13 protein-coding genes are annotated in these 15,252 nt (G+C 51.3%); 10 read left to right on the plus strand and 3 right to left on the minus strand.

Features of this window, described 5'->3' with window-relative positions; all coding sequences use genetic code 11:
* Nucleotides 1-69 precede the first annotated feature (69 nt).
* From DYH27_RS08680 to DYH27_RS08710, 5 genes are all read left to right on the plus strand, one after another.
* Nucleotides 70-765 carry a hypothetical protein gene (locus tag DYH27_RS08680; RefSeq protein WP_025067357.1) on the plus strand — a complete coding sequence of 232 codons (696 nt, stop codon included), beginning with the start codon at nt 70-72 and terminating at the stop codon, nt 763-765.
* A 19-nt stretch (nt 766-784) separates the two neighbouring features.
* Nucleotides 785-3,301: a DUF3160 domain-containing protein gene (locus tag DYH27_RS08685; protein WP_025067358.1), complete on the plus strand. Its 2,517-nt coding sequence runs from the start codon at nt 785-787 to the stop codon at nt 3,299-3,301.
* Complete coding sequence (locus DYH27_RS08690) at nt 3,267-4,268, plus strand: CapA family protein (protein ID WP_025067359.1); 1,002 nt, start codon at nt 3,267-3,269, stop codon at nt 4,266-4,268. The genes DYH27_RS08685 and DYH27_RS08690 overlap by 35 nt, the downstream gene beginning before the upstream one ends.
* A 734-nt stretch (nt 4,269-5,002) precedes the next feature.
* The gene (locus tag DYH27_RS08700; RefSeq protein ID WP_025067360.1) at nt 5,003-5,824 is read left to right on the plus strand and encodes a hypothetical protein; all 822 of its coding nucleotides are present in this window, start codon (nt 5,003-5,005) and stop codon (nt 5,822-5,824) included.
* Nucleotides 5,825-6,290: 466 nt separating this feature from the next.
* Nucleotides 6,291-6,533 carry a hypothetical protein gene (locus DYH27_RS08710; protein ID WP_025067361.1) on the plus strand — a complete coding sequence of 81 codons (243 nt, stop codon included), beginning with the start codon at nt 6,291-6,293 and terminating at the stop codon, nt 6,531-6,533.
* A gap of 197 nt (nt 6,534-6,730) precedes the next feature.
* Here the strand turns inward: DYH27_RS08710 and DYH27_RS08715 are convergent, their stop codons facing one another.
* The 3 genes from DYH27_RS08715 to recF all read right to left on the minus strand — a co-directional run bounded on the left by DYH27_RS08715 (nt 6,731) and on the right by recF (nt 9,598).
* A complete protein-coding gene (locus tag DYH27_RS08715) occupies nt 6,731-7,345 on the minus strand; it encodes a DNA alkylation repair protein (protein WP_025067362.1) in 615 nt (204 codons plus the stop codon).
* 850 nt (nt 7,346-8,195) lie between these two features.
* Entirely contained in the window at nt 8,196-8,486 is a 291-nt protein-coding gene (locus tag DYH27_RS08720; RefSeq protein WP_025067363.1) for a DUF721 domain-containing protein, read from the minus strand.
* Nucleotides 8,487-8,491: 5 nt separating this feature from the next.
* Entirely contained in the window at nt 8,492-9,598 is a 1,107-nt protein-coding gene (recF, locus tag DYH27_RS08725) for a DNA replication/repair protein RecF (protein WP_029216666.1), read from the minus strand.
* A 292-nt stretch (nt 9,599-9,890) separates the two neighbouring features.
* Here recF and DYH27_RS08730 point away from each other — a divergent pair, with 292 nt between their 5' ends.
* The 5 genes from DYH27_RS08730 to DYH27_RS08750 all read left to right on the plus strand — a co-directional run bounded on the left by DYH27_RS08730 (nt 9,891) and on the right by DYH27_RS08750 (nt 15,198).
* The gene (locus tag DYH27_RS08730; RefSeq protein ID WP_025067364.1) at nt 9,891-10,565 is read left to right on the plus strand and encodes a tetratricopeptide repeat protein; all 675 of its coding nucleotides are present in this window, start codon (nt 9,891-9,893) and stop codon (nt 10,563-10,565) included.
* A gap of 6 nt (nt 10,566-10,571) precedes the next feature.
* The gene (ribH, locus tag DYH27_RS08735; protein ID WP_025067365.1) at nt 10,572-11,048 is read left to right on the plus strand and encodes a 6,7-dimethyl-8-ribityllumazine synthase; all 477 of its coding nucleotides are present in this window, start codon (nt 10,572-10,574) and stop codon (nt 11,046-11,048) included.
* A gap of 625 nt (nt 11,049-11,673) precedes the next feature.
* Nucleotides 11,674-12,396 (plus strand): porin family protein, encoded by a 723-nt coding sequence (locus DYH27_RS08740; protein ID WP_004351464.1) that lies wholly within the window; start codon nt 11,674-11,676, stop codon nt 12,394-12,396.
* Nucleotides 12,397-12,466: 70 nt separating this feature from the next.
* Complete coding sequence (locus DYH27_RS13760; RefSeq protein WP_115338033.1) at nt 12,467-13,603, plus strand: porin family protein; 1,137 nt, start codon at nt 12,467-12,469, stop codon at nt 13,601-13,603.
* A gap of 35 nt (nt 13,604-13,638) precedes the next feature.
* Complete coding sequence (locus DYH27_RS08750; RefSeq protein WP_025067367.1) at nt 13,639-15,198, plus strand: T9SS type A sorting domain-containing protein; 1,560 nt, start codon at nt 13,639-13,641, stop codon at nt 15,196-15,198.
* Nucleotides 15,199-15,252: the final 54 nt, after the last annotated feature.

Genomic DNA, 15,252 nt, shown 5'->3' on the forward strand with positions numbered 1-15,252 from the left:
AAAGTTGACAATATCCATATCAACGACAGACCGACATGGGATTTTCAGAACATGCCTATAACAACATGATTGATTGTACATGAGCGTGTAGTACCTGACTACGCATCTAATGGAAGATCTATTTTTCAGGGGGCAGACTTTGATTTATCCGTTTTATTGTCTATATTTGTGCCGGAATATATGTATACAGAACGATACAAAAGAGCTGCCTGCCTGCTGCTCTCCGTCTTCCTGTGGGGAAAGGGCATGGCACAACAGCCTCTGAGATTCAGCATGGAGACCCTCCATGACTCGCTTTCGTGGCTGTGCCTGCTCCCTGCGGACAGAACGGAAGGGGAACCGGCTGGGAACGGCAGAAAGCCAGCCGGCATGAAGGCCGTGGCAAGGTGGCGGCTGGATTATCCTGTCTACAGGCTGGCAACGGGCGATGTAGACGGTGACGGAAAGGACGAAGCACTCGTGGGTGTCATCAAACCGACCCGCTTCTATCCGCAGCCGGCACGCAGGCTCTTTCTCTTCAAACAGGTGAACAGCAAGATCCGACCCATGTGGATGGGCTCCCGCCTGGGCGGAATACTCTGCGATTTCCGTTTCGTCCGGCCCTATGTCCGCACACTGCAATCGACAACCGACGGAAAATATGTCGTCGCCGACTACGCATGGGACGACTTCGGCCTGACTTTCGTACGCTTCCTGACCGGAGCCGTGAGCCGAAAGGAAGCCGCGGAAAAATTTGCTTCCGGCGAACCGGAAGAAGCCTTCTGACATTTTAAAGCATGACTATATGAGACGCATCCCTTCCCATTACCATCTGCTGCGGAGAAACGCATTCAGAATGATGACCGGTATGTTGCTGCTGTGCTACCTCCCGGCTGCACGCGCACAGGACCACAGTACCGGCGGCCCTACGGACGACGCATACATCGGACGGACACAGGAAAAAAAGACACCCCTTATCCTCCCCGGTGCAGGAAAAATCAATGTGGAGAAGCTGAAAGGGAAAATCGATATGCAGATGGACCTCTCACAGCTTAACCTCTGCGAACTGCGGGCACTGCGCAATGCCTTCGCCGCCAGACAGGGATATGCTTTCAAAGACGCCACGCTGCGTGCGCTGTACAATACGACAACATGGTATGCTGATACGCTCCTGGGACATTGGGACCAGGAGGAAACCAAAGGCCGGCGTATTCCGCCACGTTATACAAAGGCACAGCTCGACTTTGCCGCACGCATCCGGACGAGAGAAGACGAACTGCGGCAACTGAACTTCCGGCCGAAAGACGGCAAGGGACGGGTCAACATGGACAACCTGCTCAATCCGTTCCAGCTGAAAGAATTTGACCCTAAGCTGCATGAAATGCTGGGACAGACTGGCTTCGCCATCGTCCCGGCAGAACACAACCAGCTTTTCCATGTGTACGAAAAGAACGACTATGCCGACTTCCCGAGCTTCGTCACCACCGACCTGTATCTGCAGCTGTTCCACCTCTACTTCGACTGTGTGCTCCGTGACGTGGAGGAAAAGCGGCTCGACTCGCTCATGATCGCCTTCTCGTCCCGCATGGGAGCGGAACTGAAGGTGCTCGCAGGGAGCAGCCGGGAAGCCGAAGTGAGGAATGCGGCAGCATACGGACAGGCCTGGTTCGCCGTGGCCTCATGGCTCTTCAGCCATGACAAGGCACCAGCGCAGACCGCCCGTCTGGATGTCCCGGAGGACTACAGACAGAGAGTAATGGACGAAATACACAAGGCCTTTGCCGCAAAGAACGCCTGCTCGGAGATGCTGGAGTACTCACCTCCCGGGGAACCGTTCGCCTACGCGCTCTTCCGTCCGCGTGGCCATTACACCCGCTCACAGCTCTGCCGCCGTTATTTCCGTGGAATGATGTGGCTCCAGACAGCCCACTTCCGCACGGACAAACCCGAGAAGATGAAACAGATCGCACTCATCGCCGATGTCTTCAACCGACAACCGGAAATGAGAAAGCTGTATAATAAGATGAACGAGCCGATCACCTGTCTCATGGGGACACCCGACAACATTACACTGGGACAGGTCGCAGACCTCGTCAGACAGACGGGCCTCCCGGCGGAGAAACTGCTGTCATCGGACAAAGCCATGAGAGAACTGACACAGGAAATCGAGAAGCTGGCACAGAAACAGATGCGGATCGTGATACCGTCGGAACGTACCGGCAGATACCTTGTAGACATCATGCCGCAACGTTACCAGCCCGACGCAGCAGCACTGATAGAAACCGTAGACCACAAGAGCAAGGTTTCAATGCGCCCATGCCCGAAGGGACTTGACTGGATGGCCGTAATGGGGCTGCCGGGAGCGGAACGGATCCTCACGGAGGAACTGAAGGAAGCGCAGAAGTGGCCGGGATTTGCCGGAGCTCTGGACGAGGCACGCAGGAAGACTGCCGACACACAGTGGGACGCCTGCATGGCCAACCGATGGATGCAGTCGCTCCAGACGCTGGGCGACACGGCACAGGTACGGCCTTACTTCATGCAGACTCCACAATGGCAGAAGAAGATTCTGAACACAGCCCTCGCCTCCTGGGCTGAACTCAAACACGATGCCATTCTCTATGCCAAGCAGCCCATGCTGGCGGAATGCGGCGATGGTGGCCCGGAAGCTCCGGTCGTAAAAGGCTACATCGAGCCCAATGTGCGGTTCTGGGAGAAAGCCGTCGACCTCGTCACGCAGATGGACAGACTTCTCAGCACTTACGGATTACAGACCGAAAAGGCAAAAGTCTCCTCGGAACGCATCAGGGAACTGGCCGAGTTCTGCCGGGATGTCAGCAGGAAGGAGCTGGCCGGCAAGCAGCTTACAGACGAGGAATACGAACAGATAGAGATCGTCGGTGCGACCGTCGAGAACATCTCCCTGGAGCTTGTCAGCGAGGACAACCAGATGCTGCAGGGGTGGTCGGATGTCGTCAGTACAGACAAGAAGGTGGCCGTCGTCGCAGATGTGTTCACTGTAAACGGAGACAACGTGGCCATAAAGGACAAGTGCGTACTCTACGAGGGTGTGGGTCCGGCTTACGAGATCTACGTGGTCGTAGAAATTGACGGTTCCCTTTACCTTACCCGGGGTGCCGTATTCTCCTACCGCGAGTTCACCCGCCTAATGTCCGACCCGCGCATGACCGACGAGGAATGGCAAAAAGAACTGATGAAAACACCGACTGGCGGCACGCCTGTATGGATGAAAGAAGTGACGGCTCCGGTAAAAGGAATACCTGCTGATGATGAAGAGACTTTCTACAGTTCAGGCTGTTAGCATCCTTCTCTACCTTGTAATCTCCACACCGTCAGCCTCTTTCAGCAGAACCGGCACCAAGGCAGACGGGGCCGGGGAAACGCTGCAGAGCCTTCCTGGCGACACCCTGCACATTGTTGTTGCAGGCGATCTGCTGCTGGACAGAGGGGTCAGGCAAAGAATCGCGCAGGTGGGGGTGGACGGTCTCTTCACACCCTCCATCGACTCGCTGTTCCTTGCTTCCGACTATGTCATCGCCAACCTGGAGTGTCCGGTCACTGCAATCAGAGAACGGGTGTACAAACGCTTCATCTTCCGGGGTGAACCGGAATGGCTTCCGGCATTGCACCGGCACGGCATCACGCACCTGGACCTGGCCAACAACCACAGTATCGACCAGGGCAGGAACGGACTGATGGACACACAGGAGCAGGTAAGGAAAGCGGGGATGGTGCCGCTCGGGGCAGGCAGAAACATGGAGGAAGCAGCTCGCCCCATACTCATCTCCACACGCCCAAGAGCAGTCTGGGTGGTTCCGTCTCTACGACTGCCGCTGGAGAACTTCCCCTATCTTCCGCAGAAACCCTCTGTCAGCCAGGAGAGTGCGGACAGTCTTGTGATGCGTGTAGCCCGGTTGCGCAAGACAGACCGGCACTGCTTCATCCTTGTCCTGCTGCATTGGGGATGGGAACACCACCTACGGGCCGTCCCCCGGCAACGCGAGGAGGCACACAGACTGATCGATGCCGGGGCAGATGCCATCGTAGGACACCACAGCCACACGCTTCAGACGGTCGAGACCTACCGGGGCAAACCTGTCTATTACGGCATCGGCAACTTCATCTTCGACCAGCACCGACCCCTCAATACACGGGCCTGCCTCGTCAAGCTGTCCATCACGGCAGACAGATGCAAGGCGACACCATTGCCTATCGAAATCAGGAACTGTATTCCCTGTCTTATCCAAGAAGCCACGTCCGTCCGCTAAAACCACCATTCTGCCAGATGCTTCGAGAGCATACACATGGCAGATCCATGCAGAATCCGGTCTGAAGAACTTTTGAATAAAAAGACCACTGCACACGGTTTATCCGCCATACCGCAGGATAGAAAAAAACTTACATTCTCTGTCTCAAGACAGACGTTCCCGCCGGTCAGAACACCTCCCGGGAGGAGGGAGAACGGTCACCGGAAAGACAACAGACCCCTGACAGCATTCCAACCAACGCCCGATTGCATTGCAAACAGTGCTTACCTGCACGCCGACTAACGCCTGTCTGCGATATTACCAAGCACCTTTTGCCACACGGAACATACTCGTCTGATTATAAAATACTTACGTTCTATAAAACAGAAGCGGTTACATTCGGTACAGACAGTATTCCGAAGACGGAAGAGAAACGCCCCCTCCGGCAGAAATTCCTGTATGGAGGCAGTAAAAAATACGAATAACATCCGGCGGACAGGACCTGCACTGCACCCGCCGTCAGCCGACACAAAAGATTCCGGGAGCGAAAGGTCTCACGCATCAGCTGCGAACAGGGAAATCAGACGGCAGCACAGACCATGATTTTAATCCGCATCGTTTTGTGTCTTTCTGTCAACTTTTAGGCAAAAAAGTTTGGAGATTTACGTTTTAGTATATACTTTTGCAGCAGGTCTGAGTGTACTGCCCTGCACGCAGATATACCAAAGAAAGCAATTTGAAAGAGTAACACATATATGAAGCGACAAGGACAAGCATTAACGTTAAAGAATCTTACAAAGAGTAATGTCTGGGACATTCAGGAAAACGATGTCTTCCGCCTTTGGGCACAGGCAGAACGTGACGCAGACCTGAGGGATAACGAGCGTCATTATATCGACGTCATCAAGAGTGCCTTCACCATTGAGGAAATCAAAATAGACAAGCCTGAAGTCATCCGGAAATACGAAGCACGGGGATGTCAGGTGGGAAAGGTCAGACTTGACGAAGGGACTACCGTCAAATGGGCCTTGAAGAAAAAACCGATCCAGCGTGTCACCGACCTGACATGGGAAAACATACACCACGTGTCTGCCCGGAAACTGGTAGAGGTACTCGAGCGTAACTTCGGCGGAGGATGGGAAAGCCTGCCGCAGAGCATACAGGACATTATCCAGAGCGGATTCGACATCAGCACCACCACCCTTCCGACGGCACGGCTGAAGAAACCGGGCGGTCTTTACGACAAGAAGGTGGCCGACGGATTCGAGGTCCTGGAGATTTCCAAGGGTTCATGGACAGAGGCCATCTTTGTCAAGGAGAAACCGGTGGAGGGCAGCACACACACCAGGTTCGCGACTCCTGACGAGCTGGAAGAGAAAGAAAAGCAGCTTGACAGCATGGACAACGACGAGGAAGAATTGCCAGAGGAGGACCAGAAGAATCCTGACGAAGAGGACGAGGAGGACAGCTTCGACGAGGACAAGCTCACAGAGGAGAGCTACCGTACTACATTCGACACCAATCCGGAAGATCTGGAGATGCAGGCTGCCGAAGTCGGAGACGACGACGAATTCTAAGCTGCCTGTACCGGCCGCTTACACGCATTCAGGAAGACAGCATATTCTGTCCGTCTGAAAGAAGACAATCCATCAGGGTCTTTGCACCCGCCAAATAAGAATGGCCCGGCCGGCATATACCGGCTGGGCCTTTTCCTTTCATGTTCATCTTGTCACTTTCAACTTCTAATACGGGTTCTCCAAAATGCCGGCAGACTTCCGGCCAGGGCACACAGGAGATACCGGTTCTTTCAGTGTTTCTTCGCCTTGCGGGCCAGAGCCTCACGGCGCGCATTCTGAATCTCGAGGAAACGAGCATCAATGCTGCTGTCGAACACCTGGTTCATTGCAATCAGTCTTTCCATAATGATGTTGTTGTCTTAAATTCGAAACCGGCTGCAAAGATACATCCTTCGAGCTGGAAACCTGTATATCAGTCCGGACTTTTTCCTGACAAGGAACACCTTTTTGATTATCATCAAAGTATTTGACCTACATCAAACAAACAAGCGTTTTACAGCAGAAACAGAGGGCAGGCTTGCCCATACCGGCAGATTTCCGTAACTTTGCAGCGAGATTTAACAGTTCAAGTAATAACCGCAGAACCAAAGGGGTTCCGCATAGAAGAAGAAAGGATAACATTATGTTGACATTCGGTATTGTCACTATTGTCGCGGCCGTACTCGCCGAAGCACTGATTGTTTCAAAGAAAATCAACCTCGGTGAATAACGCAACCAGACAGTAGACCAGAGAAAATCAATCGTATGCTACCGGCAATGCCCGGCAGCTGACAGATAAGCTACAACAGGCCGGTACATCAATGAATGTACCGGCTTTTCCATTATGGTATCCCCCACCTTCCTTCCATGAAGGAGGGAAAAACCGGGCGAAGGAGCACTGCAACAGGCGGCCGGACCACACCGTTGCTACAGGAGGTTGAGTCCCGCAAGGGCCTTCTTTGCGACAGCTTCGAAGTCAGGCCCTAATTCGCAGAAACCGAGAACACAGTTATAGGCGGCATGCCGCAGCGAAAGGTCTTCACCTTCCAGCGTCGTGCGTGCCTGGTCGAGGAACTCGTTGATGCCCCGTTCGTTCGGTTCCATCCTGCGTGCGAACAGACGTGCAAGCAGCTGATAGCCGCAAAGCTGATACATGGTACGGTCGGATGCAATCCACTGATAGGCCAGTGCCGGAGCAAAGTCAAGATGCTGCAGAAGATTGAAAGCCAGAAGTTCGGCCATCTCCTGCGTGCGGAGCCGTTCCATCCATACGTCTACCAGGTCGGCATCCATCTTCTCTGCCGGCATGACAAGCGTTGCAAGTATCTGGCATTCGCGTATGTCTTCTTTCCAGAGTTCTACGGCAAGCCCGTAGTCCTTGCCATATTCAGCCGCCATCTTCTGCAGTTCCGGAAGGGGGACTCCCCAGTTGATCTTATAGGAGACACCTTTCTGGCGCATGGACTGCGAGGCGACACCGTTCATCAGCAGGCGGAAAGACTGCTTGATGGTCTTCAGTTTCTCGTGTATCTGTTCGTTCATTTCTTGTTGATTCTTCGTTTATAATACCCCAACGTTACTTATCTAATACCGGGAAAGTTACTGCAAAAGTACATCAAAAAAACGAGTCGGGAAAACTTCTGGCCTGCAATATTGACATCTGTCTGCCATACCGGCAGACTCTTTATCGGGGGATCATGATGTTTGTTCAGAAAGCTTACTTTCAAGAAACAAACTACTTCTATCCGATTCTTATAATGCTTAACGTGATCCGAACTAAGCCTTGACACCATGGGTGTACACCCTCAACACCATTCGTGTTTACCCTCGACACACTGACAGGAAAGAATCAGTGTGCAGTGTAAATGATAATCCCCATGCAGTGTACTGGCTCGTAAATGACGGAACTCGCCAGGTAAGGAATTGAAACCAAAAAGCACGACAGGGAAACCTGCCGTGCTCTCGAACTATCTTTCTCGTATGAAAAGTCTGTCGTATGCTTGATTTTTGGTTCGCGCCTCACGGCGTTCCCCAATCATCTTGCATCATTGTTATCCCTCAATCAATCTTCTATATTACCTTTGACTAAACCTATGTTCTGTCATCTGAACAATCTCTTTTGTTCTACCTTAAACTAAATAAACTAAAAACCTAAATCTATTACTACTAACCTAAACAATCTATTTATTTGTCTTTCGACGATGCAAAGGTACAATTGTTTGCGCACACACCAAAATTTTCCAGCACAAATTACAATCATTTTAATATTTATTGACCTGCATCAAGATTTATTGACCGAAACAACGTATAAAAGCGGGCGAACGTAACAGTTATTCACCCTTATACGCTCAGTACAGCGCCCCCTCCGCATAGGACAAAGGGGGACTGGTCCTCAATAGAACCTCACCCCCGTAATGACCATCGACCCGACTGCTGCATTCAGTTTTTTCACCAGTTCCGACTGCATCATACTGAGGTCGGCACGCAAGGCCGGGCTCTGCAGCTTCACGAACAGGGTCTGGTTACGGATGAACTTTTCCTGCGTATAGCGTGCCACCACCTTCCCAGCCACACTGTCCCACGCATCCAAGAGCCGCTTCTGCAGCAGCGGGGCCTCCAGTCCGCCCTGGCGGAGGAACTGGTTGAGTACATCGTCCAACGGCTGTACCTTTCGTCTGAACATAGGCTTTACCCCTCCCTCTCGTTGATTTCTCCGCCTTCGACGGAGAACAGTTTATAACTGAATCCGCTGCCTTGCAGGATCTTGTCCAGATGTTCCCGGTTGGTATCGGTAATGAAAATCTGCCCGAAGTCATCGCCAGAGACGAGGCGTACAATCTGCTCCACACGGCTGCTGTCGAGCTTGTCGAAGATGTCGTCGAGGAGCAGCAGCGGCGTACGCCCACCTGCCGTACGGCGCAGAAAGTCGAACTGCGCAAGTTTCAAGGCCAGCACATACGTCTTGTTCTGCCCCTGGCTTCCCTCACGTTTCATGGGATACCCGCCGAGCTTCATCATCAGGTCATCCTTGTGCGTTCCGTGGAGAGAAAAGCCCATGATGCGGTCTTTGACACGGTCGCGCTGTATGATGTCCAGCAGGCTGCCGCGCTGGCAGTGCGAGACATACTCGAGTGACACCTGTTCCCGGTTGTTGCTGATGGTCTGATAGATGCGCCGGAAGACCGGTGTAAGCTCCTGCACGAAAGCAGCCCGCTTCCTGTAGACAGCCTCCCCATGCTCCGCCATCTGCATTTCGAGCAGTTCCATGAGCGTCGGGTCCGGTTCTTCCTCCTGCTTCAGCAGGCTGTTGCGCTGCTGAAGGGCCTTGTTGTAGCGGCCGAGGGATTCTATATAAGGTGTGTCATACTGTGAAATCACGACATCCATCAGCCGTCTCCTCTCCTCGCTCCCGCCCTCTATGAGCGTAGCATCAGCAGGCGAGACAAAGATCAGCGGCAGCCGCCCGATATGCTGGGACAGCCGCCGGTATTCCTTCTTGTTCCGCTTGAAATGCTTTTTCGCCCCACGCTTCATGCCGCAGTACACCTGTTCCTGCTCGCCGGTATCGGTGGTGTAGTCTCCCTCCAGCACGAAGAAGTCGGCATCGTGGCGCATCACCTCGGAATCTTTCGGATTGAAAGCACTCTTGCAGAAGGAGAGATAATAGACCGCATCCAGCAGATTGGTCTTCCCCTCACCGTTGTGTCCGATGAAACAGTTGAGCTTGCCCGAAAGGTTCAGCGTAGCCGTCTGTATGTTCTTGTAGTTTATGATGGATAGTCTGTCTAACTGCATTGTATTTGATTCTGAAAAGCATGGAGACATCAGGACGGTTGCTGTCCCGGCAGGCTTCCGGGGCAGGATGCCGTCCGCAGTCACGCCGTACAGACACCGTAAACCGCCTATCTCCCGACACCTCGACGTCCTGATGCCCTTTTTCCGTTTCCTGCAAAGATAGCTCATTTCCGCTCAATAAAAGAAAAAAGTCATTGATAAATTTCAATATATGCGACTTTTTCACTAATTTTGTCCCGCTATAATGCACGCCTTACAGCTCAGAATATAATAAAAACATCATAACATTAAAATGGCAAACAAAAAAGAACAGGGTACATACGAAGATACCCTCAACAAATCGGAAGCCGTATTCTTGAAGTACAAGAAGCCTCTTCTCATCGCTGTTGCGGCGGTCATCGTTGTCGTAGCAGGTGTAATCCTCTACAAGAACTACATCTCTGCCCCCCGCGAGGCGGAGGCAAGCACGGAACTGGCAAAGAGCCAGATACTCTTCAACGGACAGCAGTACGACCAGGCCCTCGCCGGTTTCCAGAAAGTACAGAGCGATTACAGCGGCACCGATGCAGGCAACCTCGCCAACCTCTATGTAGCTCTCTGCTATGCCCATCAGGCCAAGCCGGACTGGGCGAAAGCACTGGAGAATGCCGAGAAGTTCAGCACCTCTGACGACGAGATGATCAGTCCTGCCTCACAGATGGCACTCGGTGACATCTATGCCAACAACAACCAGAACGACAAGGCCGTCGACTGTTTCAAGAAGGCTGCCAAGATGGCTGATGCCGAAGCCGCCGACAACGTCAACCTCAGTATTGCACCGCTGGCATTGCGCAAGGCAGGCATCCTTCTGGAGAGTGAGGGCAAGAAGGCTGATGCACTCGAAATCTACAAGGAAATCAAGAAGACCTACGTCAACTCTCCTGTTTACCAGGATATTGACAAGTATATCGAGCGGGCTTCCAACTAAGCAGTCATGGCAACAGAACTTCATCATTTGTCCGACTACGACACACAGAGTGTTCCCGATGCAAGCAATATGTGCTTCGGCATCGTCGTAGCCGAATGGAATCCGGAGATTACCGATGCCCTGCTCGACGGTGCCGTCAAGACACTTGAGAAGCACGGGACGCTTCCCGAGAACATCCACATCAAGACGGTCCCGGGCAGCTTCGAGCTTATTTACGGAGCCCAGCAGATGACTAAGAACGACGGATTCGACGCCGTCATCATCCTCGGAAGTGTCATCCGGGGCGAAACCCCTCACTTCGACTACATCTGCGAGGGTGTCACATACGGCATTGCACACCTCAACGCCACACAGAACATCCCCGTCATCTATGGTCTTCTCACCACAAACGACTTGCAGCAGGCAAAGGACCGCAGTGGTGGAAGGCTCGGGAACAAGGGGGACGAGTGTGCCATAGATGCCATCAAGATGGCGAAATTCTAAACGCAACGACATACAGGCCTGTTCTGAAAATCCCATGCCGGCCTGTTGTTGACATGAAGATTGCAGATTCCTGTGTATTGCTTTTATGCAGAATCTGCTCGACTAAAAAGACAAAAAACATCAAAGGTAATTCAGAGCCTGCCTATACGGAAAGGCGGCAGAATACGGACAAATCCGGGTTCTGCTGCCTTTCTGCTTCTCTATGCAAAAACGAAAGACATCCCTGACCTTCCGGGCGGCTTGCAAAGAAAACATACAAAGAACCTACAATATGCGTAGAGGCCCGTCATGTAGGGTGTATTAACGTGAAGGCCTGACCGCTTCTAAATCCATAGCCCCCCCTTTCAACATTTATATCTGCGTCTGGGACGGATAGAGTGCTTATCTCTGTCCGCTCTATCTGAAAGTATGTTCTGAAAAATCACGTTGGTTTGTCGTCGGGATGAATATTGTCAACTCTTTATCCCTTTTTTAGGACATACCTGAACAAATTCGCATGATTTTTTCATGCCTGCGGCTCTTCAAGAAGCTGTGATGTCCGTCAATAATGTTAAATTCCGCTTTTCTTTCTTTCATTTCTTAATTTTTTTATATTTTTGTCCATAGAAACAAATTAACAACTGAGATGAATAGAACTTTCAAAGCAGGGATGCTTGCAGTGCTGCTTCTGGCAAGTACCCATCTATCTGCACAAGAGTCTCCTTTCAGACTGGGTGTCCGTCTGGGTGGCGGTATGTCCGTCAATAAGGGAATAAACAAGATTCTCGTTCCGGAGGATTATTATTCCAATTACAGCTTCAAGGACAAGTGGCAGCTTACTCCGACTGTCGGAGTGTTCGCACAGTATCATGTTACCGGTTCCATCATTGGTGCTGAAGGCGGACTCAACTATTGGCAGAAGGCATCACAGCTTGTCTATAATGACAATAAGGGGTTAAACTACAAGGTTGCGCCTCGTTATAATTACATTGGCGTATCTGCTTTGTTGAAGATCTATCCCTGGCGTAAAGGTTTTGACATTTCAATCGGCGGACGTGCCGGTGCCAACCTTAATGGAAAAGGCATATCTTACGAGAGCAATCAGGAAGACGGCAGGTTCGCAGACTATCATTTTGCCACTGTCGCTGAGACGGAACGGCTGATGAAGGAGAAACTGACAGGACAGCCGGACATAGCCCTCGGCGGTGGCTTCGGATATGAAATAGACCATCACTGGGCTGTGGACCTGCGTTATTTTTATGGTTTGAACTCCACTATCAAGACAGAGACGAATGACTATAACTGGGCAGAGCACTCAACTCACAGCCAGAATATAGAACTCAGTGTAAGTTATCTTTTCAATCTGTAAATCATTGTAATGCCCTATGAATAGCAGATTAAACAAACGGAACTGCCGTCTTTTCAGTATTACATTCGTTGTGTTTGCAATCGTCTTCGCTGCAATGGGTTGCAAAAATGACAAACCGGAACAGGTGCAGGATGTTCAGCAACCAGTTAAAAGCAGGCCCTCCACGTCCTTGCTTCCACCTGTTATCAAAGATGAGCAACCTCCTTTGCCTGAACAGAACGTCCCCAAGCATATATATAATAAGGTGAAGAGCCGGACACATTATACAGCAAAGAAAAATACGAAAAGAGGTCATAAACGTCACCCACTGCGAAAAATAAAGTATACCAAAAAGACATCACGTATCAAGGGACAAGGCGTTTTCGCTTCGGTCTCTGTATCAGATGGGACAGATAATATAAACAATCCGCAAAATAAAAACACGGAATCAGCCCAACAGACTGTGAGTAAGGGAGAGGATTATATTGCCGGAGACAAAACGGAAAGCAATATTTCAACAAGCCCTTCCAACACAGAACGTAATCTTTCGAACGTCCAAAGATATTCTTTCCCTCACAGGCACCTGTTCCGTGTAGGACTTCGCACGGGCATTGGTTACTCAAAGGTAACGGGATTAAGCAGTATTATTGAAAGCCATGACGTCCGCCCTACTTTCACAATGAGTGAATATGGTAGCATAAATCCTCGTATCGGCATCTTCGGCACATGGCAGTACCGCAGGCTGGGTGCCGAACTGGGCATTGATTACATCCGTATTCGCAGCAAGCTGACGGAGCGCAAGATACCGGATAATGTAACTGAGACTACACGATTTCATTATAATTTCATTACTCCACAAATCTTGCTTCGTTTCTATGCTTTCCCAAAGTTCTATATGGGGGCCGGCATCAGTGCCGCCATTCCGTTCGGCAGCCGTAATATCGACTTCACCAATGACCGCATTGGAGAGGTGTACCGGCAGCAGGCTGAACGTACACAGGATCATCTGAGAGAATCAGTCAAGGCACGAGTAGCATTCATTCCTACCATTAAGATTGGCTATGTTGATATAAAGAGCGGTCTTGAGGCGGGACTGGAATACGGTTTCGGATTCAATGACATGCTCCGCACCTGCGCCAATGACTACGGGTATCAGGAACGTGCGAACAATCTGCAGACCGTCAGCCTTACCATCGGGTACAGTCTTCCTCTCGGAAAAGCCCAATAAACAGCATCCTGCAATCCTATTAAAACAGTCTCTGTATGAAACATAAATACCTCACAGCAGTTTCCTTCTTTATATCCACTCTTTCTGCCACAGCCCAGACTCCTGGTGGTGTAGATAAGCCGATGGTCTGGTCACGTGATTCCGCCTCCGTCCGGGTCGCTGCCGGAACCGGACTTACCTATATCGGCGTAAGTAAGGTATATGGCGAGAAGGAACAGGCCATCTGGAGTCTCGGCAGCGGAAAAGCGGTTACCCGTATGCAGACGACTGAACGTACCGCCAATCTTGGTGACGGTACCTTCATGAACTATGCCAAGGACACGCTGTCCGAAATGCGGCTTTACAGCTATACGACCTCCTCCAGTGTGGGCGGCGGTCAGACTCTGCACATCGGGCGGAACGGGAACACTAAGCTGCCTGTGAAGAACCTTGACGGCAGGACTGTCGAGTATGCCGTCTTCGACCGCTGCCTTTCTGATGCAGAACGCTGCCGTGTGGAAAGCTACCTCGCATTGAAATACGGCGTGACCCTTCGCAGCAGTTACCTCAATTCAAGAAGCGAGGTTATTTGGAACGGATATGCCGACAGAGGCTACAGCCACCGCATCGCCGGTCTTATCTCAGACAGAGCCTCTGCTTTACATAAGACAAGAGCCAAGAGCTGTGAGGAAGACGGTTTTCTTACTGTCAGCATGAGCAGGCCGCTTCAAGATGGGGAGAGTATTCTCTGGGGTGACAACAATGGCAGACTTTCTTTCCATTCGAGCAGGGCCTACGGCAAGTGGCTCGGCAGACGGTGGATGGATACAGCGACACGGATTTCCAATCCAAGCGTTGATATTGCAGCCGACAGCCGGCAGCTGCGCCAGATACGGCCGCTATCTGAAGGCGAGAGCTATTATCTTTCCATTGACCCCACGGGCACGGGCAGTTTCCCTGTCAAGGATCTGAGTTATCACAAGGCCGACAGGGTCACGGCCGACAGCATCGTCTTCAGGGACGTGCCGTTGGGCAGCCATTCCGTCTTCACGCTACGAGCTGCCAGGGATATGTTCACGACGATAGAAGTAGTGCAGCCAAAGGAGAAGAGCGGCAGCACAGGAACACTTTCTGTCAGAGTAACAGGCGGTATCGCTCCTTACAAGATGACCCTGCAGAGAGAGCACATGTCCGTTTTCAATCGTAGCACAAGCGACAGCATACAGTCTGCTGACGGACTCATAGAAGGGAAATACCTTCTTACGACGACAGACCATGTGGGCAACAAGGCTGAGAATGAGTTTCAGATATCGAAGACGGGTATCACAGAGATTCCTTCCATGAATCCTTCCGACGGAAACAGTAACTTCTTTGCGAATGTAAGTGTAAGTCCTAATCCAACGGTGAATGGATATGTCAGCGTACAGGTGGAACTGAGCGAAACAGCTCCATTGGATATGGCGCTCTATACGGCTGGCGGCGCTATTGTCAGCCGCCAGACGAATCTGCCTGATACGTATTTCTCAACTAAAGTCTATCTTCCACAGACCGGTGTTTACTTATTGACACTGCAGAGTGGTACCAAAGAAAAGACATTCAAACTGATGAGGAAGTAAATTCCTCTGTCATCCTTTATAGAGCTTACCAACGCAAGTATATATATTGAAGAC

Origin of the sequence: Prevotella denticola, assembly GCF_900454835.1 — a bacterium.
GTDB classification, from domain to species: Bacteria; Bacteroidota; Bacteroidia; order Bacteroidales; family Bacteroidaceae; genus Prevotella; species Prevotella denticola.